Source organism: Pedobacter sp. AW31-3R (assembly GCF_052180285.1).
In the GTDB taxonomy this organism is placed as follows: domain Bacteria; phylum Bacteroidota; class Bacteroidia; order Sphingobacteriales; family Sphingobacteriaceae; genus Pedobacter.
Window position 1 is genome coordinate 2,908,852 of the sequence record NZ_CP197475.1, and the last position, 25,068, is coordinate 2,933,919.

At 41.8% G+C, this 25,068-nt stretch carries 23 protein-coding genes and 1 pseudogene; 14 read left to right on the top strand and 10 right to left on the bottom strand.

Features of this window, described 5'->3' with window-relative positions:
* Positions 1-172 precede the first annotated feature (172 nt).
* Both ACSBL2_RS11950 and ACSBL2_RS11955 read left to right on the top strand, forming a co-directional pair.
* Entirely contained in the window at positions 173-6,577 is a 6,405-nt protein-coding gene (locus ACSBL2_RS11950) for a hypothetical protein (RefSeq protein WP_442591930.1), read from the top strand.
* Complete coding sequence (locus ACSBL2_RS11955) at positions 6,534-7,283, top strand: hypothetical protein (protein ID WP_442591931.1); 750 nt, start codon at positions 6,534-6,536, stop codon at positions 7,281-7,283. The genes ACSBL2_RS11950 and ACSBL2_RS11955 overlap by 44 nt, the downstream gene beginning before the upstream one ends.
* A 767-nt stretch (positions 7,284-8,050) precedes the next feature.
* Here ACSBL2_RS11955 and ACSBL2_RS11960 read toward each other — a convergent pair.
* Positions 8,051-9,142 (bottom strand): annotated as a pseudogene (locus tag ACSBL2_RS11960) (alkene reductase).
* 93 nt (positions 9,143-9,235) lie between these two features.
* Positions 9,236-10,090: a nitroreductase family protein gene (locus ACSBL2_RS11965; RefSeq protein ID WP_442591932.1), complete on the bottom strand. Its 855-nt coding sequence runs from the start codon at positions 10,088-10,090 to the stop codon at positions 9,236-9,238.
* A 161-nt stretch (positions 10,091-10,251) separates the two neighbouring features.
* Between ACSBL2_RS11965 and ACSBL2_RS11970 the strand changes: the two genes are divergently transcribed.
* Positions 10,252-10,629, top strand: a complete 378-nt coding sequence (locus ACSBL2_RS11970; protein ID WP_442591933.1) for a winged helix-turn-helix transcriptional regulator — start codon at positions 10,252-10,254, stop codon at positions 10,627-10,629.
* 19 nt (positions 10,630-10,648) lie between these two features.
* On the opposite strand, the gene ACSBL2_RS11975 is transcribed toward ACSBL2_RS11970, so the two are convergent.
* Entirely contained in the window at positions 10,649-11,470 is an 822-nt protein-coding gene (locus ACSBL2_RS11975; RefSeq protein WP_442591934.1) for a PD-(D/E)XK nuclease domain-containing protein, read from the bottom strand.
* Positions 11,471-12,178: 708 nt separating this feature from the next.
* On the opposite strand from ACSBL2_RS11975, the gene ACSBL2_RS11980 reads away from it, so the two are divergent.
* On the top strand, positions 12,179-13,054 hold the full coding sequence (locus tag ACSBL2_RS11980; protein ID WP_442591935.1) for an alpha/beta fold hydrolase: 876 nt from the start codon (positions 12,179-12,181) through the stop codon (positions 13,052-13,054).
* A 190-nt stretch (positions 13,055-13,244) separates the two neighbouring features.
* Here the strand turns inward: ACSBL2_RS11980 and ACSBL2_RS11985 are convergent, their stop codons facing one another.
* Positions 13,245-13,970: a LytR/AlgR family response regulator transcription factor gene (locus tag ACSBL2_RS11985; protein ID WP_442591936.1), complete on the bottom strand. Its 726-nt coding sequence runs from the start codon at positions 13,968-13,970 to the stop codon at positions 13,245-13,247.
* A complete protein-coding gene (locus tag ACSBL2_RS11990; RefSeq protein WP_442591937.1) occupies positions 13,967-15,046 on the bottom strand; it encodes a sensor histidine kinase in 1,080 nt (359 codons plus the stop codon). Before ACSBL2_RS11990 ends, ACSBL2_RS11985 begins: the two co-directional genes overlap by 4 nt.
* 243 nt (positions 15,047-15,289) lie before the next feature.
* Here ACSBL2_RS11990 and ACSBL2_RS11995 point away from each other — a divergent pair, with 243 nt between their 5' ends.
* From ACSBL2_RS11995 to ACSBL2_RS12015, 5 genes are all read left to right on the top strand, one after another.
* Entirely contained in the window at positions 15,290-16,303 is a 1,014-nt protein-coding gene (locus ACSBL2_RS11995) for a hypothetical protein (RefSeq protein WP_442591938.1), read from the top strand.
* 401 nt (positions 16,304-16,704) lie between these two features.
* Positions 16,705-17,754 carry a GlxA family transcriptional regulator gene (locus tag ACSBL2_RS12000; RefSeq protein WP_442591939.1) on the top strand — a complete coding sequence of 350 codons (1,050 nt, stop codon included), beginning with the start codon at positions 16,705-16,707 and terminating at the stop codon, positions 17,752-17,754.
* 86 nt (positions 17,755-17,840) lie between these two features.
* Positions 17,841-18,995, top strand: a complete 1,155-nt coding sequence (locus ACSBL2_RS12005) for an epoxide hydrolase family protein (RefSeq protein ID WP_442591940.1) — start codon at positions 17,841-17,843, stop codon at positions 18,993-18,995.
* A gap of 268 nt (positions 18,996-19,263) precedes the next feature.
* Positions 19,264-19,710 carry an Hsp20/alpha crystallin family protein gene (locus tag ACSBL2_RS12010; RefSeq protein WP_442591941.1) on the top strand — a complete coding sequence of 149 codons (447 nt, stop codon included), beginning with the start codon at positions 19,264-19,266 and terminating at the stop codon, positions 19,708-19,710.
* Between the two features lie 64 nt (positions 19,711-19,774).
* Positions 19,775-19,969, top strand: a complete 195-nt coding sequence (locus ACSBL2_RS12015; RefSeq protein WP_442591942.1) for a hypothetical protein — start codon at positions 19,775-19,777, stop codon at positions 19,967-19,969.
* A gap of 56 nt (positions 19,970-20,025) precedes the next feature.
* On the opposite strand, the gene ACSBL2_RS12020 is transcribed toward ACSBL2_RS12015, so the two are convergent.
* Positions 20,026-20,259 (bottom strand): hypothetical protein, encoded by a 234-nt coding sequence (locus tag ACSBL2_RS12020; RefSeq protein WP_442591943.1) that lies wholly within the window; start codon positions 20,257-20,259, stop codon positions 20,026-20,028.
* Between the two features lie 284 nt (positions 20,260-20,543).
* Between ACSBL2_RS12020 and ACSBL2_RS12025 the strand changes: the two genes are divergently transcribed.
* The 3 genes from ACSBL2_RS12025 (at position 20,544) to ACSBL2_RS12035 (ending at position 21,818) form a co-directional block, all read left to right on the top strand.
* A complete protein-coding gene (locus tag ACSBL2_RS12025; protein ID WP_442591944.1) occupies positions 20,544-20,942 on the top strand; it encodes a hypothetical protein in 399 nt (132 codons plus the stop codon).
* A 235-nt stretch (positions 20,943-21,177) separates the two neighbouring features.
* Positions 21,178-21,363: a hypothetical protein gene (locus ACSBL2_RS12030; RefSeq protein ID WP_442591945.1), complete on the top strand. Its 186-nt coding sequence runs from the start codon at positions 21,178-21,180 to the stop codon at positions 21,361-21,363.
* Between the two features lie 92 nt (positions 21,364-21,455).
* Complete coding sequence (locus ACSBL2_RS12035) at positions 21,456-21,818, top strand: response regulator (protein WP_442591946.1); 363 nt, start codon at positions 21,456-21,458, stop codon at positions 21,816-21,818.
* A gap of 1 nt (position 21,819) precedes the next feature.
* On the opposite strand, the gene ACSBL2_RS12040 is transcribed toward ACSBL2_RS12035, so the two are convergent.
* On the bottom strand, positions 21,820-22,308 hold the full coding sequence (locus ACSBL2_RS12040) for a DUF4385 domain-containing protein (RefSeq protein WP_442591947.1): 489 nt from the start codon (positions 22,306-22,308) through the stop codon (positions 21,820-21,822).
* Positions 22,309-22,643: 335 nt separating this feature from the next.
* Between ACSBL2_RS12040 and ACSBL2_RS12045 the strand changes: the two genes are divergently transcribed.
* Both ACSBL2_RS12045 and ACSBL2_RS12050 read left to right on the top strand, forming a co-directional pair.
* On the top strand, positions 22,644-23,159 hold the full coding sequence (locus ACSBL2_RS12045; protein WP_442591948.1) for a DUF421 domain-containing protein: 516 nt from the start codon (positions 22,644-22,646) through the stop codon (positions 23,157-23,159).
* 167 nt (positions 23,160-23,326) lie between these two features.
* Positions 23,327-23,572, top strand: a complete 246-nt coding sequence (locus ACSBL2_RS12050; protein WP_442591949.1) for a DUF3253 domain-containing protein — start codon at positions 23,327-23,329, stop codon at positions 23,570-23,572.
* Between the two features lie 397 nt (positions 23,573-23,969).
* Here the strand turns inward: ACSBL2_RS12050 and ACSBL2_RS12055 are convergent, their stop codons facing one another.
* The 3 genes from ACSBL2_RS12055 to ACSBL2_RS12065 all read right to left on the bottom strand — a co-directional run bounded on the left by ACSBL2_RS12055 (position 23,970) and on the right by ACSBL2_RS12065 (position 25,051).
* On the bottom strand, positions 23,970-24,224 hold the full coding sequence (locus ACSBL2_RS12055; RefSeq protein WP_442591950.1) for a CorA family divalent cation transporter: 255 nt from the start codon (positions 24,222-24,224) through the stop codon (positions 23,970-23,972).
* Between the two features lie 187 nt (positions 24,225-24,411).
* The gene (locus tag ACSBL2_RS12060; RefSeq protein WP_442591951.1) at positions 24,412-24,807 is read right to left on the bottom strand and encodes a YybH family protein; all 396 of its coding nucleotides are present in this window, start codon (positions 24,805-24,807) and stop codon (positions 24,412-24,414) included.
* A 22-nt stretch (positions 24,808-24,829) separates the two neighbouring features.
* Positions 24,830-25,051, bottom strand: a complete 222-nt coding sequence (locus tag ACSBL2_RS12065) for a tautomerase family protein (RefSeq protein ID WP_442591952.1) — start codon at positions 25,049-25,051, stop codon at positions 24,830-24,832.
* Between the last annotated feature and the right edge of the window lie 17 nt (positions 25,052-25,068).

The following is a 25,068-nucleotide window of genomic DNA, read 5'->3' on the forward strand; positions in this document are numbered from 1 at the left end:
GGACCTGACCTTTACAGGTCTGGATAGAGCCGGAGAAAAATTTTCCAACGATCTGATACCACTCTATCAGCAGGAATTACATGGAGCGTGGTTACAAGTTATGTGGATTTCCGCAGATAGGAAAATATATTAATAATCTGTAAATTTACAGTGAAGAACAAAATATAAATCAATGCTCCAAGATAATACCCCAGATGCCGCGGAATCCAGTGCGGGAGATGACTTTCATATCCTATGGTCAATCCAGAAATGCCTAAAGCTGATCAACTTTGAGCCAAATGGCTTAAAGGCGATTTCGGTGGAGAACCTCTCTACTTCAGACAGTTCGTACCTGAATACCGGTGGAGGGATGAGCCTGGGTGTGGACCTGACCGAATATTACGGTGGAACCAGCATCATGGATTCCAAGCAGATTGTTGTTTCCCAGCTCAAATATAGTACGAGAACCCCTGACAAAGACTGGACAGCAGCAAGGATCTGTACCAGTAGCAAAGGGGGATCGGAAGGCTCGATCATTGACCGCTTGGCGCAATTCTACCACAGGCTTTCAGCTCAGGTAGACAGGTCAATATTACTTGACAAGCTCATCATAAAACTGGTGAGCAACCGCCCCGCCGCTGACAAGCTCGTTAAGGTTTTGGAGATCTGTAAGTCGGTGATCTGCAAGCAGTGCTCAAATAAAACGAGCATGAGCGAGCTCAAAGCGAAACTTACTGCAGGCCAGCAAAAAGATCTTTCCCGTCTGCTGAATGCTTCGAAACTCGATCAGGATCAGTTCGTGGATTTCATCAGCGTGCTTGACCTGTCCGATTGCAACCAGTCCTCTAGGTTCCAGCTCGAACAGCAGATTATAGCGGCTATAACCAAATGGACTGCCTTCAAAACTTCACTGGAATATACCTATCTGCACAAACTGATCTGGGGAAAGATGATGCCCGAACAGAAGCAGATCAATACTGTTGTACTCTCGGATGTCATCCTTGCCTTCGGACTCGCCGATATTTCGGCGATTTTTCCAGTAAACAATAAGATTACAGCGCCGGAAAAGCTGGTGCTAAGAGAGCAGCTTGTTACCATTAAAGAAGAGCTGCTCAAACCGGAGAACCAGCTCATCTGCCTGCACGGTGGTGCCGGCATAGGAAAATCTACGCTTGTCAATATGATCCCCGGCGTTCTTCCGGAGGGTTCAGTGTCGGTCATTTTCGACTGTTATGGCGGAGGAAGTTATCTTGATCCGGAAGATCGCCGGCACAAGCACCAAGCCGGAATCCTTCAGATCTGCAACGAACTTTCCCTAAAGGCGGGCTCCAGTTTGCTGCTTAGTGAAGACAAGCCTGACGAGTTTTATCTCAAACAACTAAAGGAGCGGATGAGTTCCGCGCTTGCCATTATGCGAGCGCTCCATCCAGAGGCTGTCCTCGCCATCATACTGGACGCAGCCGACAACAGTGTCACCGCATCGGAACTCTACGATGGCAGGACCTTTATCAGGGACCTTTCAGAGATGCAGTTTCCCGAAGGCTGTAAGATCATTCTGTCAGCCAGGACCGAAAGGCTGGGTACCCTGAAGCTGCCAGAAGAGGCAATGCCCATCCCGCTAGATCCTTTTTCCGATCGGGAGACCAGATTGTTTCTAGAGGGATATTTTCAGGATGTTTCGCAAGAGCAAGTCCTTGAGTTCAAAAAGCTGACCCATGCAACCCCTAGGGTGATGGCCTACGCACTTGAGCTTCCGGGTAAAAGCCTCAACGACAAACTTCTTCCACTCAAACCAGACGGGAAGACCCTGGAACAGATCTTCAAGTTGCGTGTGCGCGAGGCAGAACGCAAAGCTACCAAAAGACAGGTAACCGCTTTTTTGAAACACCTGATTGCCATGCCACGGCCGGTTCCGATGGACTTTGTCATCAACGCTACTGGTCTTAGCGAGGCCGCGATCGGAGACATAAGGGTAGATCTTTGGCGGGAGATCCTCGAAAATAGCCATGAATTCACGTTCCGTGATGAGGATTTTGAAACTTTCTTGAGAAAAAGCTACAAGCTCGGCCAGTCCGATTATGAACATATCGCGCTAAAGTTGCTGGAAGCTGCCCCTTCAGATGAATATTCCAGTACCCACCTGTCGAATTTTCTGAGCAAATCAGGTATGTACGCCGAGCTCAGGGACATCGTAATCGAAAAAAAATACCTCAGCTACCCGCTTGACCCGGTAAAAAACAAAGAGGTATTCATCGAACGGACCAAGGCGGCCATGCGCATGTCCACTTCCGAATTCGATCCCCAGGATTTCATCAAACTGCAGATCATATCGGCCGAAGCCGCCAAGACCAATAGCGTGCTCGAGGAAATTTTGCTGGAAAAGCCGGACCTGGCGGCAAGATACGGCAACCTGCAGACCAACCAGAAAATCTACTTCCAGTCGGGCAATCCAGGCTGGTTCGGCAAGATTCACTATCGCAATGCAGCCGTGTATGCCAGGCAGAAAGAGACCTGGGATTTGGCCAAACAGCACCTGCGCAAAGCCAGGGAGTGGGTAGACTACCGCAATAAGCTCGATGAGGAAGAATTCAAGGAATACCGCCTTACCACCTATGATCTTGCTTTTGGAGCTGAGGCGGTACTACATCTATTTGGCGTGGACAAGGCCATTGAATGGCTCGGCAAGTGGAAGCCCAGGGGAGCAGTATACGATGTCGTGGATGTCCTGCTCAACAATCTTTTTGCCCTGGGCAATACCGTTCAGGTGGATCGGTGGCTAAAAAAGAATGGCGACCAATTGCGCATAGATCTGAGACTGCTGATCGTACAGGTCTATTTTTTAAACGGCGTTAAAATTCCGCTCGATCTGAAAAAGATTTTGGCAGATATTGAGTTGCTTTTCAGGATATCCAAAAAGGAGGATGAGCTGGTGGAGACCATTGTCGCCTGCTGTGAGGCCTGCCTCGCTGCTGGCATGCGCTATGAGGAGGTTAGGCCCGTACTGGGGCTGATCGACATTCAGATTCCCGGATATCCCCCTAGCTTTTATTCCGCCGGCCGTTCTGAGATGGAGCGACTGGATCTGCTACTAAGAAAGGGTTTGATCCTACATTTGTTCGAAGAGAAGTCCTTTACGACAAAGGATTTCTATCCCCAAAGCCTTCAGGAAAAAAATGCAAGTACAGACCACAAGGTTCGCTCACAGGTAGAGGACCATGTGAAGCGCTTTGAGCGAATCTTAGGGCATCTATTGCCCGCCTACAAGATTAGGGGAAACTATTTTTTCAGGAAACAATCATCGAAGGCTCAGTTGGAAAATTTGGGCAGCCTGCTCTCCAATTTCAACAGCGACTGGGAGCTCAACTACTACCAGCGACATGAGGCCCCCGGCCTTCAGAAGTTCATTATATTAAAGCTGTTGGATATTGCCTTTCATCAAAAAGGCGATGGTCTGCTCCATTCGATCAGTGACCGTATTCTAAAGGGCGAGCTCAAGGAGATCGATTTGTTGCTTTCGATCTGTGAAAAGCTGGGGCGTAAGGAGCGCCTTCGCGAAACGGTGATGGCCATTCTATCCCATACCGAGCAGATCATAGACTTGGCGAATCTTTCGGGGAAGGAGATTATAGACAACTTTACCAGGGCTGCAGTAACCGCTAGCCGCTGCTCGCTGGAGGCTGGAAAATACTATTTTGATAAAATGGTGCAGGCTTCGACCGAGATCGATTTCGAGGCTTTCGACCAGATTCGCAGCGTCCATGAACTGAGCAGGCACATACCGCCACTAGAGAACACAGACCTTGCCATCCAATTTTTTAGATACGCCGAATACTGCCACCAGCGGATGCGCAGCTGGGACGGGTTCCCCTGGGAGGTGGTAGTACCGACTTTGGCAAAACTGGACATCCGTACGGCTTTTGCTGTGGTCTGTCAGTGGGACCATAGGTACGTCCGGTCCACCGATCGACACTACATGGAGCTGATCACTGCTGCACTGGAGCAGGAATTTATTCCGGCAGATATGGCTACCGGGCTACTGGCCATGAACAGGTACTATTATGACGGCCTGGCGGATTATCATAGGTTGCTATTTAAGAGGATAGATGCGTTGAAGGACCATAAACTCAAGAACCAGGCACTGGTGCAGATCATTGCAGACATGAAACTGCACCGGCCGGGAATGAAGAATACGGCGTTTTTGAAAGGATTTTTGGATCTTATCAAAAACGGCAAGTTCACCGACAGGGCGATAATTAGGGACCTGGAAGGGTATATTGCAGAATTGGAAGCCATCATCATACCATTCCCGGAAGAAGAAGCTGAGAACGCTAAGAAATCCGACAAGCAGCAAAAGACGCTGTATTCCAAAGTGCTGAAAAAGCATGCAAAGGTCGCTCCAGGTGTTTTAAAATCAATTCTTGATGAGATCAGGGCTGGGGAAGAACACGCCTACGTAAACATACGGCAGTTGTTCCGCGAAATTACAAAGACGGCAAAGTCCGGGGACTATATCACCTACCTTGACGATCTGGTAGAGGTGGACGGCATAGGGGTTTGCTACAATGATTTTGAAGATGGACTGAAGATCCTTTTGGACAATTGGAAGGATGACAGGCTGGTCGGCGACTGGAAGAAAATAGCATTTGACAAGATCGTCCAGAGCTGGTTTTATATCTTTTTTTCGGACGATTACATTAGCTACAGCTCCTTGAAGCGTTTGTCGGCGATCCTGGGCATCCAGGAGCGCGACTTTGCACTGGGACTGATCAGGATGATTCCGGAGAAGCTGGACAGTTTTTCATCCAAGGTCCTCTATCAAATGCTCAGCTTCGTCTATCCGCTCACCGTAACAGATGAAAAAAAGCAGGTGTTGGAGTGGATACTGTCCAGATGGTCTGCGAAGGTTCCAGACGATTATGCGGTAACCGGGGCCTCCGAAATCATGCAATCGGGAAGTCCGGCCAAAGTGGTGGCGAATTTTCTGCGCTATCACCTGGGGCACCCTAAAAAGAGGGTAAGGTGGATCACTGCCCACATCCTTCGTCGAATGGTAAGGCTGGGCAATACCGATGTGATCATCTCGCTGCTGGGTCAGCAGGACCAGCAGGACTGCCATCCCTTCCAGGACCAGCAGAATTTTTTCTACTGGATGTCGGCAAAGCTTTATCTGTGGGTGGCCATTGCACGCATCTGCCAGGAAAGCCCGGAAGTGATGCTGCCGCTGAAGAATTATATATTGGCGGAAATCAGGGACCGGAAGCTGCCGCACGCTCAGATCAAATATTTTGCGAAGCTTGCTGCAAGAGCCATCATAAATTATCAGCAAACGGCATTTGACGCTGTGGAGAGAGATGAAATCGAGAACGTACTTTCCTCACCTTTTGAGGTCATCAAACTCCAGCAGACCGAGTATCCCGAAGACCGGGAGCATACCGACTTGAAATTCTCTTTCGATTCCATGGATACCCTTCCTTACTGGTACGAGCCGCTGGGAAGGATATTCAGGGTTGGTAGCTATCCGGTAGCCGCAATTGCCGATAAGTTCATCAGCGAGCATTGGGGCTACGTGGGAGATGTGAGAAAAGACGACCATATCCGGGATTCGGATTATAACGAAACGGGCAACCGGCACGGTTCTGAGCCGCGGGTAGAAAACCTCAGGAGCTACTACGAATACCACGGGATGTTCTGTGCGGCCTTTACGCTGTTGCAGAGCAGGCAACTTGTGGTGGTAGAGGATAGCTGGAGGGAAAGCTGGGAGGAGTGGCTCGAAGGATGGGCCACTTGCTGGAAAGATTTCTGGCTATCGGATTTTAACCAGCCAACTCCACTGGTGAAAAAATACTGGCTCAACGACCAACAGGGAAATCCTGACTGGGAATGGGACATCGGGCAGGCGGATTTTGATGGGCTACTTGGGCTGGAACAGAAGGATACCCTTGTAGTGCACCTGGGCGCTACGGTTTATATCGGAAAGGACACCGAATCCCTGAGCCTCCGATCCGGGCTTGTAGATCCGCTGACAGCGCCTGCATTGTTGAAATCTTTCCAGACCAGGTCGGCAAACGACAACTACATTTCCCTGGAGGACGATGACGATCACGAGGGCTATGAGACCCGTAGCCTGAAGGAAAGGTTTCCCATGTTCAAGATAAACGGATGGCTGAGGGAGGAAAAGACAGAGGTGGAAGGCATAGACGACAACGATCCGCTGTTCAAGGATGTTTCCAAATCGAGGATAAGAATTGGCAATGCTTTCCAGCAGTGGAGCGGCTGTGAGTTTTCAGCGGATTTCGCCTACAGCTACAGGGGAAAGCCAATCGAGAAGAATAGGATTTCTGAACTTTGGAGCTGGTCTTCTGTTAGCGAAAAGGACAGCTATAGCGAATTTTCGAGCAATGGAGTTTGCCTGCGCATGAACAGAGAAGAGCTGAAAGCTTTCTTGAAGGACCAGAAAAAGGATCTGATCATAAAGGTCGAGATCAAGCGGAGCGTGGAACGACGCGAGCACAAATATTATCCCGCATACACCAAAATTTATTTATTCAGAGCAAATGGAAGAATTGAAATACTCTCAGGAGACTATAGCACTTGGTAAGAAGCTGATCAGGGATTTCTCCGCACACGATAAGCGTGATCTTACCCTTGGCTGGATGGCCCATTATCTTTCCGAGCTGATCGTCTCGGCCGAACAGGAGCAGGAAGAGGCAAAGAAAGCGGAGCTGAACAGGCAGGCCTGTGAAATGATCCTAACACTATGGCAGAACCGGAATGATTTTCCAAGGGGAACAAGGCCCCTGACAGGCCTGTCTTCTGCGGTAGAGGTAATCAGATCGCTGAGAAAGCGTGATCCAGGATTGGATTACTGGCAGCGCAACATGGAATACAAGCAGAACGGGCCCTGGGGAAATTTTGCGGAAACGGTGAGAAATTCATCGGAGAACATCTTTGCGCTTGCTGTTTTTGCCAGCGTTACCGAGGATGCGCTGACAAGGGAAAAGGAGTGGTCTGAGTTTCCAAACCTCTTGTCCGAGCAGGAGCGGGAGATGCTGGAATATATAGATGAGATCCTGACCCGGGATGAAGCTCCCATTAAGATCCGTTTCACCAGCCCTGGCAAAAAGGAAGAGCCCAAGGAGGTCGAAAAGATGGACAAGGTGCTGGCCAGGATGGAAAAGCTGCTGAAAAAGCAGACTGCCCAATTTGATGCGCTCAAAAGGGCAGTCCTCAAAGGCAGGGAGCTTGACGCCAAAACGGATAGTGATGATGATTGGGAAGATGCCTTCTATAATCTGCATGATTAAAGATGGCGAGTTGCGACCATCAAGTTATTGCGACTGATTAGCCTAAAAACAGGTGCTCTAGTCAACTCATTTCGATCACTATAAATTAATTTTAGGGAAAACTTAATGCGATTAATGTATAGTGAATGTATAGTGAATGTATAGTGAATGTATTGCAAATGTTAAAGGATGAAAAGTAATTTTATTGAATTTAGCTATCCATGTTTCCTAGGTTTTGGTTACAGAATCTTAATATCAGCCAATATACAAGGTTTGATTATGAGTTAATGAATTATATTGAGCTACAAACTATAGAAAAACCGTTACAAATACGTTACGGAGCAAAATTTGGCAATTCCAAAAATAGTTATTAAATTGCTTCTGTAAGTCTGAAACAAAGATTTTTGTCCCGTATAGGACTGTCAGACCAGAAGACTCATAATCTTTTACTCTAGCTGTATCATTTAAAATAACTAAGCCTTTTTCATAATTGTCTTATTAATTTCGGTGTCATATTTCTATGTTTTCTAATGGTATTAAGGCGATTTTCACCAGATCTTCCAAAAATTGGTTCGTTCTTAATATGTCTGCCGGTACAACCCCTTTTTACGCAAGTAAGGAGGTTTTTTTGTCTGAAATCTGCCGATCAATTCAAAAACAGGGATTTTTACGGTTCGATTTTCGGTTAGTGTATATGAAACAACCCAGTAGTATTATGGGAAGCTCAGAAACAATTATGATTATTTATGCCCAAGACGATCCACACTTGGGCATAAAAATTTTTGGAATCAGGAGAGAAATGGATAATCAAGATATCCTTTAGCGCCACCTCCATAGAAAGTTTGGCGATCAGGAGTATTTAGAGCAGCACCCTTTTCAAACCGAGCTACCAAGTCTGGATTCGCTATATATAATGTCCCGAAAGATACTAAGTCTGCATAACCTTCTTCTATGGCCTGATTTGCAGTTTCTATGGTAAATCCACCATTGATCATGTAGGTTCCATTGTAGAATTTTTTATAATGCTTGGCGGTATTGATGATAGCTTTCATTTTATTTTCCTCGTCCAAAGAATATCCGGATATATGAAGGTAGGCCAATCCATAGTTGTTCAGCTTTTTACAGATGTATTCAAAAATAGCTACTGTCTCGTCATCTTTAATTATTCCATAAGTGTTTGATAAATCGGGAGCTAAGCGTACCCCAACTTTATTCAATGGTACTTTTTCACCTATTTTTTCTAAAACATCGAAAAGAAACCTAGCTCAGTTTTCGATACTGCCTCCATATTTGTCAGTGCGGTGATTAGAACATTTCGCAAAAAACTGATGGAATAAATACCCATTTGCGGAATGGAGTTCAACACCATCAAAACCGCTAGATACCGCGTTAATCGTAGCTTTTTGGAAATCATCGATGGTTCTTTCGATATCTTCGCTCAACATCGCCTTTGGAGTTATAATATCAGTAAAGCCATTTTTCGTAAACGTCTGGAAGTTTGGATTTACAGCAGAGGGAGCCAACGGAAGCATTCCATTTAACAAGTCTGGATGCGATATCCTGCCAACATGCCATAGTTGCGCAAAAATCTTACCTTCCTCTTGGTGTACACCATCTGTTACTTTTTTCCAACCTTGTATTTGTTTGCTTGTATAAATGCCAGGGACATCTATATAACCAGTTGCATTTTCATTAATGACTATTCCTTCCGTAATAATCAAACCAGCGGTTGCTCTTTGTTTATAATATTTAACATGAAGTTCTGTGGGTGCAAGGCTAGTACTATCAGCCCTGGATCGAGTCAATGGCGCCATGACAACTCTATTTTTAAGGTCTAAACCTTTTGCCTCAAAAGATTGCAGTAATTTTATTTCGTTCATTATGTCAATATATTTTGTGTAGAAATTGAAGAAATTCCCTTCATCATACAATCTACCACTATTGCTAATTTGTGGATATGATTAATGATAATCCTATTTAAGTTTGAAGCCCCGCTCTTCAACTGCGCACCTGAGTTGCTCACGCCCGCCCATGTAGCTGAAACTGTCGGCTACATCTGCGACCATTGTACTCCATTGCTTATTTTTCATTTGCGCTTCACTCCTAAAAGACTGGAATGATTCTTCGTATGTTTCTAGTTCTTTCATTGAACGCTTAGCATCATACCTGTTGTAATGAAGAACTACTTCTTGTACTGGACGTGGCCTGATGACGGAGTTGAAATTAGGATCGGGATGCCCCACAACCATACCAAACGCGACATAAGAGTAGTCTGGCAGACCTATCGCATCTGCAATTTCCTTCGCCTGGTTTCTCATAGCCCCCAAGTAAACTATACCAAGGCCAATTGATTCAGCAGCAATTGCAGCAGTTTGAGCGGCAAGCGCAGTATCAATTGAACTCATCAGAAATGAGTCTAGATAATTATGAATTTCAGCTTTACCTCCCTCAGACTTTGATATGAAATTATTTCTGGACAAATCAGCTATCCAAAGAAGTAAAACCGGCGCTTGTTCAATGTAATAGTTTCCTTGTGCCTCATCGGACAATCTTGTTATCTCAGCGAGTTTTGCTTTTAATACTTTGTCGGTTACCGCTACTACGCTCCACTGATGTAAATTACCGGAAACAGATGCGGATTGCGCTGCTGCTATCATTGTTTCAATAGCTCCGTCAGGAAGCTCATCCGGGAGGTAGTTTCTTACAGAACGATGGTTTAATATGGCCTCGATTTGGCTGTTCCAGATGATGTTGTCCGGCTTTCTCTGGTTACCATAACGTTGTTGGAGTAATGCTGATTGTTCAGTTATTCTTTCTTTATTCATCATTAAATTATATTGATTAAAGCTGCAAAAGTAGGGGCAATACGATGGAAAAGTGTGATTTGCACCTGAATGTATGTGACATACAAATTTGTATGTAATTGCTTATTGCTGCGGTCGCTGGTGATTTGCTACCTTTGCATTAGATTAATAAAACGGTTGTAAAAATGGGAAAGATAAAGTTTACTTCGACGAACTGTGTGAACATACAGAAGTACATCGTTCCAAATGACCTTACCTATGCTGTATCCCAGATCGGTGGACGCTGGAAACTTCCGATCATGAATGCTTTAGTAGAAGGTAAGCTGAGGTTTGGTGAATTAAGAGATACTGTGAGTGGAATTACAGAACGCATGCTGATCCTTCAACTTAAGGAACTTGAGAAAGAATTTTTAATCACCAGAACTGTTTATAATGAAGCGCCACCAAGGGTAGATTATGAGTTGACAGGAATTGCAAGAGATTTGATTCCGATTTGGAAACATCTTGCGGAATGGGGAGCCAAACATAAGATGTTCGTTACTAATCTCAGAGAAGATTTGTAAACCTAAGTAGTGCTTATTTTTAAATAGACAATCTTTCAGAAACGAAACCATCAATATTTCGATTTACATCGTTAAAACTAACGCCAATGCCTATTATTTCTTTATGCTCAACTAGGAACTTTTGTGCATACTTCTTTTCTTTAATCTGTTCTAAGGCAGACTTACTTAAATCTTTAGTGTTACTAAATTTAAATTCAATTATGTATATAATATCTATGAAACGAATTACTGCATCAATCCTACCATTGTTGGTGAGTTCCTCAGATATAATTTCAAAGCCGAGTAATTTAAGTATTAGATGTATATTAGAATGAAAATAGCCTTCTTGAGTTTTTGCAATCGCGTAAGAAACTGTCGCTAATATGCTTTTTAAAATGTCTACAAATGCAGGTATATTTTTTGTTATCAGATTATATCTTAAATCCTGGTAAGGAATTAAACGATCTTCCATGTCGTAAAGCTGCTTTGAATAGTCAATCATTTGGACCAAATCATCCTTGATTTCTTGAATCTTAACGATAATATAGTCTGTATCCTCTCCTTTAATATTGAGGTCTAATAAATATTGCTTGTCATTCAAGTAGGCTTTAAAGGCCGTCAAGAAATTAAATAAACGATCTGGTGTTACGAACTTATGAGGAATAAGATGCTTTGCATTTAAATTATCCTGTATGTTACCGTGAATTCCTATCACGAAATCCATCAATTTGGTCCCTTGTTCCAGCTTATAAATATCGTAATGACGGTTTTTATGTGTGGTCCAGTAGAATATATCAATATCCTCATACCGTTCTGAAAAAAAATCTGAAATGTATTTCTCTAATTTTTCAATTTTTGTCATAATACGTGAATAATGATTGTAGGTTTGGCTATAAAGATTAAAATAATATTTTAAAAAATGGTTTCTACACCATTATCAACATCCATCTTAGCAGTTCCAGCTGTTAGCTCGTTTCTCACTAATCATTGATATGCAGGATATGGAACGTAATTTATACACCACAAAAGCAGCACTTCAGTGGTGCTGTGTTATATTTCTTTACTATAATAAAATAAGCTTATTAGACAGACTCGTGTTGATGCAGATAATTCTAGGACATATGGAAACCGTAACAAATACGTAATGGAGTAATTCCGCATGTTCCAAAAGTAGTTCATAAATTGCCTCTGTAAGTCAAAAAAGTATATTTTGCCTTACAAGATAAAGGCAGTTAGGCTAGAAAGCTTGTAATTCAGCTCTTTCATTAATTGTATCTTGGAATACTCATAATCCCTTATTTCATATTTCTGCGTAATATTTTGGTTAGAGCCGATTATGGGCAATCACTTCAAAGCTTCGTTTGCTCAATTTTTTTTCTTGTAATTTCTGAAAATCATACATATATGATTCAACCTCATTTACACGAGTGGTTCAATGTTCCATTCAAACACTTTTTGAATACCTAATCTTAAACTATGTTAAGGTTATTTCTTAAACTACATCAGATATTTATTTTAATAGGAATCGTGAAATTTGGACTTCCAAATAATATTAAAATCATTAAATTTCATGAAACATTTTTTAATACTAGTCCTATCTTTCCTTCTTTTTGGCAATGTAAAGGCACAACAATCAAAATCCAATACACCGTTACGGTATTTCTCGCAAGTAGGCGCATCTCCCAAAAATGAAATTCAATATGGGAACAATCCAAAAGCTGGTCATTACGTGACTTCTGGTGATGCCAGAATTTATTATGAAGTTTATGGTAAGGGTCATCCACTACTTATCCTTCATGGGGGCGGTGTGGGGGCGGCATACGAAATGCACCAATTTATTGATAGCCTTTCAAAGAAGTATCAAGTTATTGCTATGTCTACCAGAGGACACGGCAAATCTGAAACCGGTAGTGAAGCTGTTACCTATGAGCAAAGAGCAAATGATGCTGCCACAGTAATTGATGCTGTAACCAAAGATAGCGTTGTGGTACTGGCTTTTAGTGATGGGGCTTATAGTTCCTATAAACTGGCAAGTATGTATCCTCAAAAAGTAAGAAAAATGGTTGCAATTGGCGCAGGGGAACAATACCCAGCGTTACGTAGAGTTATGTTTGATCCAAAACAAATGGAAGCAGCTGATCCACTGTATTGGAAACAACAAATGTCACTAAGTCCGGATTCATCTAAAATTCCTGCCTATTATAAGAGACTTGAAACTTTTTACAATACAATGTCTGCCGATAAAGCACTGTTCAATACCATCAAGTGCCCTGTTCTTGTTTTGGCCGGAGAAAGAGATAAAAATGCGTTGCTACCATCTATCATCGCCACTTATCAAATGATTCCAAATAGCCAATTGGGTATTATTCCACATGGAGCCCATCCTGTCTTTCTTGAAAATTTCCCGGCAGTATGGAACTGTATTGTCCCGTTTTTAGAGAACTAAGAATAATGGGCTTGTAATTAATGGCCGGCATCGATTTTGCTATAATGTGGAACCTTATCTACCTCGTGAAAATAAGTTAAACTCGAAGTGGGTACTGGAAGCCAAAACGATTCATTTTCTCGAAGGCATGTAGTTCTCAGCTTAAAGTTCAGGGGTATAGTGAATTAATATTCTGACTTGAGCGGGTTAACTACATTTCGGGTGAGATTGACCCGCCTGAATACCTATTAAAGAAATCTTTTTTGTATACTTCTCCAAGGGGAAGCTCATTTCCATTCATATAGATGAGTTGATGGTCAAAGGATTCAACGAAGTCCTTATTTACCAGGTAAGACTTACTTATACGCAGAAATACCTCTTGAGGGAGTTTTTGATGAAAAGTTTTTAAGTTCATCGCAGTGATTAACTTTTGGTTGATCATATGAATGACTACATAATCCTTCAATGCTTCTACAAATCTGATTTCTTCAAATTTAATCTTATGAAATCTTCGGTCTGATTTAATCATAATAAAGTCCTTCGTGCTGCCTTCAACTGTATTCTTCACCGTACTGTCCGAAAGCATGTTTCTGTATACTTCTGCTTTCATGATCGCTTTGTTCAGTCTGCCTGTATCTATAGGTTTAAGAAGATAATCTATGGCATCCAGTTCATAACTTTTTAGTGCATACTGCGGGTAGGCTGTTGTAAAGATGATCAGTGTGGTTGCGCTGACTTGAGAGGCAAATTCAATTCCGCTGACCATTGGCATTTCAATATCCAAAAAGATAAGATCGACAGTATTTGATGTGAGAAAATTAAGGGCTGCAGGGGCACTGGAAAATTCTCCCAGAATTTCAACAGTGGACACTTCTTTGATAAGAGCCTGCAGTTCTGCCCTTGCAAGTGGTTCATCATCAACTATTATACAGGTCATATTGGTATTTTTAAGGTAATTGAAAATTGATCCCGGGTAGATAATACCTCAAGAGAATGTGCTTCTTCATATAGCAAGGTTAGTCTGCGTTTGATATTCGCTAGTCCTAAACCGCTGTTTTTTTGATCGGATGATACGTAATAAATATCCTTAGAATTTGTACAGTAGAAATGAAGCTGGTTTTCTACGATCTCTAATTTGATGCTGATGTGAGATCCGCTGTTGCTGATATCGGCACTGTGCTTCACTGCATTTTCGACGAATGTGGTAAAAAGATTAGCCGGTATATAAATATTATTGAGTATGCCTGGTGTTTCGGGAGTGATAATTTCTGTCGACAAGTGATCCCTCCTGAGCATTTCCAGGCTCAGGAAGTTTGATAAAAATGCGATTTCAGACTTTAATGGTGTTTTCTCTTCGTTGTTTTCATAGATCTGATAACGAAGGAATTCGGATAATGTCATAATGACTGTAACCGCTTTCTCCGGATCCGTACGAATCAATGCTTTAATCCCATTCAGCATGTTGAAAAGAAAATGGGGGTTAATTTGATTCCTCAACTCATTAAGCTCCATTCTTAACGAGTTATTTTGTAACTCGGCAATGCGATGGTTGTCTCTGATCCAGCGCTGAAATAATTTAATCATTGTAGTCAACAGAATAATTGGCAGCAGGATAATAAAACCTTCATATGATCCTGCATCTGCATGATCATAGCCAGCGTGGTCTATCACTGTTACTGACGCATGGAAAAACCGACGTAATAAAGTAGACAATAGGCTTTGAAAAGCGATTACCAGTAGGGACAGTGTGGCAAAATACAGGACGTATTTCCTAGTAAAGAAAAAAAGTGGTACCAGAATAAACATGTTAACGTAACACATGGTTACCAATCCTGTAAACACACACAATAGCCTGTAAAATTTATACTGACCGGAGTATTCGTATTGCCAATTGGAATAAAAGATGATAACGAGTGAAAAAAATAACAGCACACCATGACGTAACAGACGGTACTGTTCATGCACGATGAAATTCTGCAGCGTTGTATTTTTCTGTTCTGAATTGTCCTTCATTTTTGATTTTTGGCGATGCAAAGATACTACTCTGATCTGCCGCAAATGGGGGAATTATACCAAAGCAGTCTTTTCTTATACCAAATTTCGGAGCTGTTATTTTTTGTATAATATCTAAGCCCTTTCGTATAAAAACAGAAATGTGTATAGGAATTATAAATTTCTTTGCGGTCAGTTCAGGATAAGATTTTCCATTTACAATTTTATCCGATGTACAGTTTAGTATTTTAATACACGATGAATATGATAAAAGAAACATTGGCGGCACTGAGTATGCTGTTCCTATCTATTGGGCTCTTTGCTCAAAATACAGATATATCAAAAGTTAATAAGGACAGTCTGAATTTACCAAAAAGGGTAGTGACATCTGTTGCAGACAGATTTGCGGTTGCAAGGCCATTGAATATTGAATTCGCTCATGCTGCGCCATACAATTTTAAATCGGAAAGGGGGAATGATAATCTTCCGGAGAGTAAGGTGAGGAAATTTGAACAGACAAAAGTAAGTGCAAATATTAATTTTATTAAGAGAAAAACCTGGATCCTTGGAGCTACGGTAGGGTATAGGGGAACATCAGCTGAAGCTGAGGTTGTTCAGCCCGGTATGACCGAAAATAGTTTACTCCATGAAGATTTTCATTATCTTTTTTCAGCGGTTAGTTTCACTTATTTTTCCACTTTGTTCAAAAAGCGCGCATTCTACTCTTCCACTATCCTAATTGATGGGAGTGAGAAACATCTTGAACGTGTTAAGGGAATATTTACCGGAACAATTCTTCTAAAGGCAAATCAAAAGACCAAAATGACTGTTGGGCTATTGCTGAACATTGATCCCAGTTCCCAGACTCCAATTATCCCTACATTCGCTTATGAACACAAATTCAATAACGGATTAATTGCTGATGTAGTGCTGCCAAGGAGCATGTATCTTAGGAAATTTGTGCTCAACAATCTTGGCCGATTGTCTGCAGGTGTGGAACTTGACCAGACAACTTTCTACTTGTATAATTTGGAAGGCACCAATCAAAAATATGAATATAGGCAGCTGGATATCAATCCGGGATTGATTTATGAACATGCCGTAGGTAAATATTTCATGATTACCCTAAAATCAGGGATGAAACTGACACCAAATGGCAGGTTTTTTAGGAAGGAAGATACTTTCGGGGATCCGATTTATCAGATAAAGCCAGATCCTACATTCTATTTCAATGCCGGAGTTTCGTTTAACCCCTTTTCTGTATTTGGAAGGAAATAACCTGAAAATTTTGTATGATCCTTCCTCTTAGGAATACACAGAATCCAGCGATTGATGTTCATCAACCCTGTTGTGTCTCGTCATGGAAAAACCTTACAATCCAGGGAGCTCATCTGTACAACAACTTTTAGTTCTTTTCATATCTCAACTCTGAGGGGATAATTTGCTGTGGCGAACGGGGGGGCAGTTTCATTGGTATATCTAAGCAACCTCAGAGTGGGCATTTTTCAATGAATTCTAAAATGTAATGAACGCTTTGGACTCAAGGCTGAATATCTGACGAGGGGATATTTTAAAATTTGTGAAGTGATTAGATTGATGGCCGTAATTGTATAGAATGTGTCCTTTTGGCCTATTGATTTAGTTGATATATTTGTCATATGCACATTGACAATAGCCTTATGGCTGATACTGAACGAATAAAAAAAGTGGTGATTGTCGCTATGTCCGGAAATATGCTTTTAGATTTTGCGGGCCCGGCAGATGTATTTATCAATGCTAACCACTGCTTGAGGGAAAATGGGAGCAAGATAGGCTATGATGTTTTAGTAGTATCTCCAACGCCTAACAAAAAAATAAATACTTTAATGGGACTTGAAATGGGTTGCCAGTTCAGTGCATTGGAAATTACAACGCCAATGGATACGATCATAGTCGCCGGAAATGACTTCGAAACGATAAAAAGGTCAGATTACCATAAATTTTGTAATTGGTTAGCATTAGCAAATGAAAAAAATACACGTAGGATCGGGTCGGTTTGCGGAGGAGCCTTTGCTTTGGCAGAAGCGGGCTTGTTGGATGGAAAAAAAGCAACCACACATTGGCAATTGAGTGGTAGGCTAAAAAGAGAGTATCCGCTTGTGAATGTAAACACGAATGCATTTTACGTATGTGATGGCCGCATTTATACTTCAGGTGGTGTATCTTCGGGGATTGATCTTGCACTTGCGTTAGTAGAAGAAGATCACGGAAGAGATATCGCTATTAAAGTTGCCCGCAGGTTGGTTTTTTATCTTTGCCGACCGGGATTTCAGGTTCAATTCGCTAACCTATTGCCTGTATATGAAAGTTCTAATATTGCCGTAAGTCTTCAGAAATGGGCTACTGAACATTTAGATCAAGCATTGGATGTGGTTACCATTCCTACGCACTTAAATATGAGCCCTAGAAATTTTACCCGTGTTTTTCATAAGCAAACTGGTCTGTCACCTGCTAAATTTATAGAAAAACTTAGGGTTGAAACAGCCCGTCAGTATTTGGAAGGTACAAATATGTCCATTGAGAATATTGCTGAGAAATGTGGATTGGGTAATCTTGTTTCCATGAGACGAATATTCCTTCGGCATTTGATGACTACGCCCTCTGATTACCGGCGGGTTTTTCAAACATCAATCAATACATCCGGCTTTGGTGATCTCCTTCAACCTTATTCAAACAACACTGGTTTATAACAGAATTAATCGAGAATGCCTAAAGAACAACATAGAGTGCAGGTAGACGAATAAATATCCTTATATCAGAAAATAAAAATTAAATTATGTTAATCAAAAAGTTTAAAATTGAAATTTCAGATGAAGTATTACAAGATCTAAATAATAGACTCGATCACACCAAATGGCCTGGTTACTTAACTAATTCAGATTGGGAATGTGGTACTGACAAGGGATACTTGCAATCACTGGTTTCTTATTGGCGAAATGATTATGATTGGCGTTTACAAGAAAGTGAATTAAATCAATATGCACAATTTACTAGTAATGTGGATGGCGTTGATATACATTTCATCTACGTAAAGGGTAAGGGTAAAAATGCTATACCTCTCATACTTACACATGGTTGGCCAGATAGTATTATTCGCTATAAAAAGATCATTGCTCTCCTTACTGACCCTGCCAGCTTTGGTGGTGATGCCAATGACTCCTTCGATTTAATCATTCCCAGCCTTCCAGGATTCGGATTTTCTTCAACTCCTGGATTCAGTGGATGTAATAACTCCAAAGTAGCTGACCTTTGGGCCAAACTGATGACTGAAAATCTTGGCTATTCTCAATTTGCGGCGGGCGGAGGGGACATCGGTTCTGGAGTTACGCGATATTTGGCATTACAACATCCGGAACTAGTGTTAGGAATATACCTTAATGATGTTGGAATTATCAAAGATCTGCTGACAACTGTTGATTTAGACAATCTTTCAGCGGAAGAAATCCAATATAAAAAGATTGCTCAGCAATGGATTGCTCAGGAAGGAGGGTATATGTCTATACAATCCACTAAACCTCAAACCCTAGCTTACGGTCTTTCGGATTCTCCTGTAGGTTTAGCTGCCTGGATTATTGAGAAATTTCGTTCTTGGAGTGATTGTAATGAAGATCTCCAAAATAGCTACAGCATGGACGAACTAATCACAAACGTGATGATTTATTGGATAACCAACACCATTGGTACTTCCGTACAAATGTACTTTGAGAACACACATTCTTTGTCTCCTATGAGTAAAATAGGTGTTCCTACTGGTGTCGGTCTTTTTCCCAAGGATATTTTGTTGCCACCAAGAACATGGGCTGAAAAGAATTTGAATATTGTTCATTGGACGGAGATGCCCCGTGGAGGTCATTTTGCAGCTATGGAAGAACCATTTCTTTTTGCGGAAGATATTACTAAATTTTTCAGGACGTTTAGAAATATCGTGTGATAAATGTTAATGGTTAGAATCTTTATCTGTTGCCACGAAGCGTGTTACAATTATACTAACACTTGCCAATGAGAATGTTCACGCTGAACTGAATTTTTGACATTTTAAATCCTGAAATTTTTTCATTTTTTCTGCAAAATTTTCAGCTAAATGTGGGGTAAATCCGGTTGGCATAATGTTAGCTATATCCTTTCCGAACGTGAAGTTCAGAGTTTAATTAATTGTAAGTTTTAATCATTAAAAAAATCAATTTAAGGAGGAAAGACCTATGACACTGGTTAAATTTAATCCAAATGGAAATGTTAAAAAAAATGGTTTGATGCCAGGCTTTAATGATGTGTTTGATTCGATTTTCACTGACACATTTTTCTCAGACCGCATGATGAGTCGTGTTCCGGCTGCTAACATCAGCGAGAGCAAAGATCAATACTATGTGGAACTTGCTGCTCCTGGGCTTAAAAAAGAAGATTTTAAGCTTTCACTGGAAAGGAATTTGCTGAGTATTTCTGTCGAGCAAACTGCTCAGAATGATATACAGGAACGTAACTTCAATAAACGTGAATTCAGCTACACTTCATTTGTGCGTTCATTCACGCTGCCTGAATCTGCGGATGAAAATGGCATTGAGGCCAAATATGAGAATGGCGTGTTGGGTATCAACATCCCGAAACGTGAAGAGGCTAAGGTGCAAAGCCGCCAGATTGAAATCAAATAAGCTGAAAATGCGTAAGATTGTTAATTATGAGCTGCCTTCGGGCGGCTCTTTTATTTGACACCTTATGGAACCAGCATTTGAAATTTCATTAAATTTAAAAACGTTGAAAGGTGTAGAAACATATAGATGTTTTAACCCTGGAGCCAATGAGGAATTTGCGGCGTCGCTTTATGCTTCCCTGCAAGAGAATGAGTGGGGGCGGATTCAATCATTACTATTGATTTGGCCAGACGCGAAAATGGCCTGTTTTTTCCCTTAGGAATGCGGCACTGTAACTTCCTATGTCCGGTTTTGCTGTCTTAATTGTTCATTGGCTCAACCTGTGCCCTTTTCCTGTTCTTTTGTTGTTTCTGCGTCTGGCCGGTCGTCAAAACCAACATTCCGGTCTACATCGGTATCGCTCCCTTTTTGCTGTTCAGCCGCTTCTTCATCAGTAGGCTGACCATCGTCAGGTAAAGCAGATGCTGGATTTTCCTTCACATCTTGGTGGACTTCTTTCAATATACTGGCTGATTTTTCTTCCTGGGATTGATCTTTATTTTCGCTCATGATGATTGTTTACATTGACAACACCATTAAACCATAAAAGTTCTGGATACTTAAGAGGCAGTGTAGCGCTGGTGTGGAAAACTTAAAAGATGGCCGGCTTAACTATGGCAATATATATGTTTGGAGGATTGTACATCTATACTATAAAATAAAAAGAATTGGGGTTTACGTTTTCCCCTTTTTTTATGCCCGCTACTTCGGATATTCATCTTAATCAGGTACTGACTTTAGGTTTGATCATCCCAATCATTTTTTTGAATTTGAATTTTTTTGAAAAAAAAATCATGGATATTCAGGTGATAGTCGACGGTTTAAATAATATTAAACATGGGTTCAAGCACATTATGCTTGTGGGTGATGAAATTTTTGCAGCTGAAGTACTGGATCACTATGGAGTCGCAATTGGTATGTTGACTGGAGAAAGTTACCAGGCAAGAATGCTTGGAACGTATGTTTTAGGTTTGTTGGCTCCGGTCGACCAGCGAGCATTGATCTCGTTAAGGGAAGTGGTGTTTGGGGAGGAGCACTGGAGGGTTCAGGAGATGCTGGCCAAGGCATTTGATTCTTATTGTGCCGCCCTGGGGTATGAGTTTGCTTTACCTGAGATGGATTCCTGGCTGTCTGATACTGACCCAAAACTAAACCGGGCTGCTTTTTCTCTGATTTCATCCATTTTTGAATAGCCTAAAGCATCCTTTTTAGTTAGGTATTTCACGACTCCGTATACTGCGGCTCCGACTAGTGATGTTTTAAATAGTCCCATAGTTGATGTGCTTTTTGTCTAAAATAGCGGATGATTGGATTGGTTTTTAATTTTATGTTTTCACGAGTAGGTACTGTGGTCTGCTGCGATATATCTGTTTGGTCTTTTTATGGAAACTTTTACTTTGACAGGGTGTTCATTTGATAAACAAGAACATGGAGCAAGAATTAAACAGCGCATTTCCCGAAGAAATTAAAAAAGCAGAAGCAGACAGTTCGAAGCTGGACGGTTTGTTGGATAGGGTCAATGTTGACCAGGCAGCGATTGATGAGGCGCGAGCAGCGGTTGGTGACGATGAGGAAAAGATCAAGGAATACCTGATCAATAACCGCGGCCTCTAGTTTCAGGAACAATTCTATTTTTATTTAAACAAAATTTGAGGGTAAAGGGTAAAGGGTAAAGGGTTAATGGTTATTGAGATGAGATTTTATTTATGGGAAAAGAGATTTATGTATTGGAAGACGATAAAGATATCGGATGTATTTTAAACCACGTTTTGTTTGATCAGGGTTACCGGGTTAAAGTGTATGAAACAGTTTGCTCTTTTAAAGAAGCTTTGCATGACGGCCTGCCGGATATGCTGCTGATGGATGTGCGTTTGCCGGATGGCAATGGGATCGATTTGTGTGCAGAACTGAAAGCCACCGCGGAATTCAGACTGCCTATTTTAATGATGTCGGCAGACTGGCATATGCACGATAGGTCCTTGTGTCCAGCAAATGATTTTATAGCCAAACCTTTTGACATTGACCAGGTACTGAGTAAAATTGGTTCCTATCTGAAACCTACTGGCTAGCCTATCCGTATCGTTTCTTCCAGGATTGCTTTTGTTCAGCATACGCTGAATGAGATTCCGCCTTTTTCCAAATCTCATAAAAGATTTTGGCTGATTCAGCTTTTTCTGAGTCGCCGGTTCCCCGCTCCAGTTGCTGATAATCATTTTCTTTGTCGTATTTCTTGCCGCCTTTATAATTCGCATAGCGCCTTGCCCGGGTGTAACCCATCTGCAAATATTTCCTGGTCAGGTCGGCACCGACGAATTCATCATTTTGCAGGTACTTTAAAAATAGTCTATAGATCTCCTGGCTGCTTCTGATGGCAATCTCTGGAGTCTTGAACCGCCAATACGGGCCGATCTCGGATTTATAGGGTTCACAGATCAGTACGCCCTGTTCTCCTTTTCCGACCCTGTACTTTTCCGGTTCTTTTCGGTAATCGATATCCGGTTTCCAGGCATAGGCTTTTTCATCAAAATTCAGATAGGAGGGACGTTCTGGTTTTATCATGCAAGGTTATATATACTTAGCTATATGAACAGGTTTTCGGCTATATGGTTTGCCAATAGGAGATTAATTTAGCTCAAACCAAAACCTTAGGATTTGTTACGACCTCGGGCAGAAGTTTGAGGATAAGCATCGGTAGTTTGACAGGCTTTCTGCTCAGGGGCACACTTTACTGGATACCGGATTGCCAGTGATGCTGATCGGGGATGATAACCGATTATCTTCAGGGTCATCTATAATGCGGATTTGTCTGCCAGGTTGATGCGATTTGCGTACCATATTAATTGTATATATTCGGTTTCTAGGTAACAATTGTGGGTTTGAGCTGTTAATCAGGCATGAAAGAGTTGTTGTTTAACGATTGGGAAAGTGTTTGGCATGTGGCGGTTTGCGCTGTTCTCGCCTATTTTATCTTGTTTTTGTTTATCAGGATTTCCGGTAAAAGAACGCTGGCAAAACTGACAGCCTTTGACTTTGTGGTCACTGTTACCCTTGGCTCCACGCTTTCTTCCATGATCCTGGCAAAAGTGACCTTGGCGGAAGGCGCGGTGGCGCTGGTGGTCATTATTTCTTTGCAGTATCTGCTGGCCTGGTCGGCCAGGGAATCGAAGACTTTGGAAAAGGTGATCAATTCATCGCCGACGATGGTGTTTTACCGAGGAGAATTTCTGGAGGATGCGATGAAAAAGGAGGTGCTGACGCATGAGGAGATCTATGCGGAAATCAGAAAGTTCCGTATGTTGGATGTTGACCAGGTAGAAGCAGTGGTCATGGAACTGAACGGGGAACTGACGGTGATCAGGAAATCGGCCGGAGTGAGTCACACCTCGCTTGAAGATATAGAAAAAGCCTGAAGGGATGATCCGTGAAGCAGAAAAAGTATTCATCTTAACCGTTCGGATAGATGAGGGGTCGCAAGCTTTAGACCATTTGAGGTTCAGGCTACAGGCCTGGATCTCTGGTGTTACCTTGGAGGGCCATGGGCGCACAAACATTTTTTTCGTTTTAAATGATACCTGATTTGCATAAAGATATATCCGAAACAATTTTATCAGTCGCAACGCAGCGGGGTATGGAAAAAAGCACCTGTCCCTCAGAAATTGCCCGTATGATGTTTCCGGGCGACTGGCGAAAGCACATGGAAGAGGTTCGCGATGTCGCGATAAATTTGCATCGCAGAAAACAAGTAGTCATTACTCAAAAAGGAATGCCCATTGATGTTGATCATATCAAGGGGCCAGTCCGCATTAAGATTGTGCAAACGTGATTATTTGTTTTTCTGTGTAAAAAAAGCCGCTGTTGAGGCGGCTGATATTTTATTTGCTGAAATTTTGCTGTTTCATCATTCGTTGATGATAGGTCTGGATTTCGTTCAAAGCTTCCCGAATTGCTGTCCGCTGGCGTTGTAAAAGCTCAATATGATCTGCGTGGGTTTCCGGGTAGTCACGTACAGCGTCAAACTTTTCAATTGCTGCTTTCTCGATGGTCAGGGTTTACCGGATGCAGCCTGACTCTTGGTGCTGCTGCATTTTTTGCTGCAATAAAGCACCTCATCCCAGTTCCTGGTCATCAATCCAGAGACTGATCTCATAGGGCTTGCCTAATAAATTAAACTGTATCGTTTGGAGGACTAAACTCATGTTTGTGGTTTCTGAAAGGGTTGGTTACTTACAGCTATTTTTTCTTTTTGAAATATAGATAAGGAAGTCCTGCATGTGCTGAAAGTTCATGCCAAAAAGGCCTGCGATGAATGTAGGTAATGAGATGCATACAGAGACAACGCTGAGCCTTTTGAAGATTTTGTGCTGTTCCAGATCGATTTTATTACCCACATTTTCTTTGAGGTCATCAAGCCTGTCAAAGTTAAACTGAATGTAATCTGATACTGCAAACAGCTCCTTCTCCTTCGCTTCGATCAAGAGTAATAAATTCTTTACCAGTTTCCTTGTTATGGGTAATTTTTCGGTTTACGACGTGGAGTTTTCCCTGGTGATGTAGCACGGACAGATTTAAAACTTCTTTTTTATCCGCAAATCCCGAAATCGATATCATGATGATCAAAACTGCGGCTGCCATATAGTTGCTATTCCTTCTCCATATGTGGCTTTATATAATTTTTACATTATTAAAAATATACCGGTAGATCTTCCAGGATTGATCAGTCTTCCTGAGTACAAAGAAGTCCCTGCTGCTTTTAACCACCTTCTGATTGTTTACCGGATCAAGTTGCGAGGTTTCTGCGCGGGCATTCACAAATGCATAATTGTTATCAATGTTAATATCGAAATCAGAGAATTTTATCTTAAATTCTGTTGCTGACAAATGTTTTTCTCCGCTCTTTTTTAGAAGGCCAGCCCCTGTGATTGTTCCTGATCCATCGGGCATAAACTTTGCATCGTTGCTGAAGTGGGAGGGGATTGATTTGGCATCTGCCGAATTAAGGGTGCTGGCAAAGCCTTTAATTGTTTCCTGTATGTCGTGCGACTCTTCGTGACCATTCATATGTTGTAGTATTTATCGATAGTTAATAACCAGGCTTTTTATACAGCTCGTCAAGTTTCGGTTTAATATCTTTTTCATAAACGTCTTTCATCCAGTTCTCTTCAGTGACCTCAACGATAGCTATGGAGATAAAAGTTTCGGGTTTACCAGTGATGTGCATCACCTGTTCAGTAATTGCTTGTGTTAACTTTTGTTTTTGTTCTTCGGAAACGTCGGGATAAGTTTTAATGATAATATGTGGCATGGTTATATGTATTATTG

Excerpts from the sequence above, each read along its gene's own strand:
- ACSBL2_RS12005 (WP_442591940.1), top strand. The coding sequence starts at position 17,841 with ATGTTAATCAAAAAGTTTAAAATTGAAATTTCAGATGAAGTATTACAA.
- ACSBL2_RS11950 (WP_442591930.1), top strand. The coding sequence starts at position 173 with ATGCTCCAAGATAATACCCCAGATGCCGCGGAATCCAGTGCGGGAGAT.
- ACSBL2_RS11980 (WP_442591935.1), top strand. The coding sequence starts at position 12,179 with ATGAAACATTTTTTAATACTAGTCCTATCTTTCCTTCTTTTTGGCAAT.
- ACSBL2_RS11955 (WP_442591931.1), top strand. The coding sequence starts at position 6,534 with ATGGAAGAATTGAAATACTCTCAGGAGACTATAGCACTTGGTAAGAAG.
- ACSBL2_RS12010 (WP_442591941.1), top strand. The coding sequence starts at position 19,264 with ATGACACTGGTTAAATTTAATCCAAATGGAAATGTTAAAAAAAATGGT.
- ACSBL2_RS11975 (WP_442591934.1), bottom strand. The coding sequence starts at position 11,470 with ATGACAAAAATTGAAAAATTAGAGAAATACATTTCAGATTTTTTTTCA.
- ACSBL2_RS12045 (WP_442591948.1), top strand. The coding sequence starts at position 22,644 with ATGAAAGAGTTGTTGTTTAACGATTGGGAAAGTGTTTGGCATGTGGCG.
- ACSBL2_RS12060 (WP_442591951.1), bottom strand. The coding sequence starts at position 24,807 with ATGAATGGTCACGAAGAGTCGCACGACATACAGGAAACAATTAAAGGC.
- ACSBL2_RS11990 (WP_442591937.1), bottom strand. The coding sequence starts at position 15,046 with ATGAAGGACAATTCAGAACAGAAAAATACAACGCTGCAGAATTTCATC.
- ACSBL2_RS12000 (WP_442591939.1), top strand. The coding sequence starts at position 16,705 with ATGGCTGATACTGAACGAATAAAAAAAGTGGTGATTGTCGCTATGTCC.
- ACSBL2_RS12015 (WP_442591942.1), top strand. The coding sequence starts at position 19,775 with ATGGAACCAGCATTTGAAATTTCATTAAATTTAAAAACGTTGAAAGGT.
- ACSBL2_RS12030 (WP_442591945.1), top strand. The coding sequence starts at position 21,178 with ATGGAGCAAGAATTAAACAGCGCATTTCCCGAAGAAATTAAAAAAGCA.
- ACSBL2_RS12065 (WP_442591952.1), bottom strand. The coding sequence starts at position 25,051 with ATGCCACATATTATCATTAAAACTTATCCCGACGTTTCCGAAGAACAA.
- ACSBL2_RS11995 (WP_442591938.1), top strand. The coding sequence starts at position 15,290 with ATGATAAAAGAAACATTGGCGGCACTGAGTATGCTGTTCCTATCTATT.
- ACSBL2_RS12025 (WP_442591944.1), top strand. The coding sequence starts at position 20,544 with ATGGATATTCAGGTGATAGTCGACGGTTTAAATAATATTAAACATGGG.
- ACSBL2_RS12040 (WP_442591947.1), bottom strand. The coding sequence starts at position 22,308 with ATGATAAAACCAGAACGTCCCTCCTATCTGAATTTTGATGAAAAAGCC.
- ACSBL2_RS11965 (WP_442591932.1), bottom strand. The coding sequence starts at position 10,090 with ATGATGAATAAAGAAAGAATAACTGAACAATCAGCATTACTCCAACAA.
- ACSBL2_RS11970 (WP_442591933.1), top strand. The coding sequence starts at position 10,252 with ATGGGAAAGATAAAGTTTACTTCGACGAACTGTGTGAACATACAGAAG.
- ACSBL2_RS11985 (WP_442591936.1), bottom strand. The coding sequence starts at position 13,970 with ATGACCTGTATAATAGTTGATGATGAACCACTTGCAAGGGCAGAACTG.
- ACSBL2_RS12035 (WP_442591946.1), top strand. The coding sequence starts at position 21,456 with ATGGGAAAAGAGATTTATGTATTGGAAGACGATAAAGATATCGGATGT.
- ACSBL2_RS12020 (WP_442591943.1), bottom strand. The coding sequence starts at position 20,259 with ATGAGCGAAAATAAAGATCAATCCCAGGAAGAAAAATCAGCCAGTATA.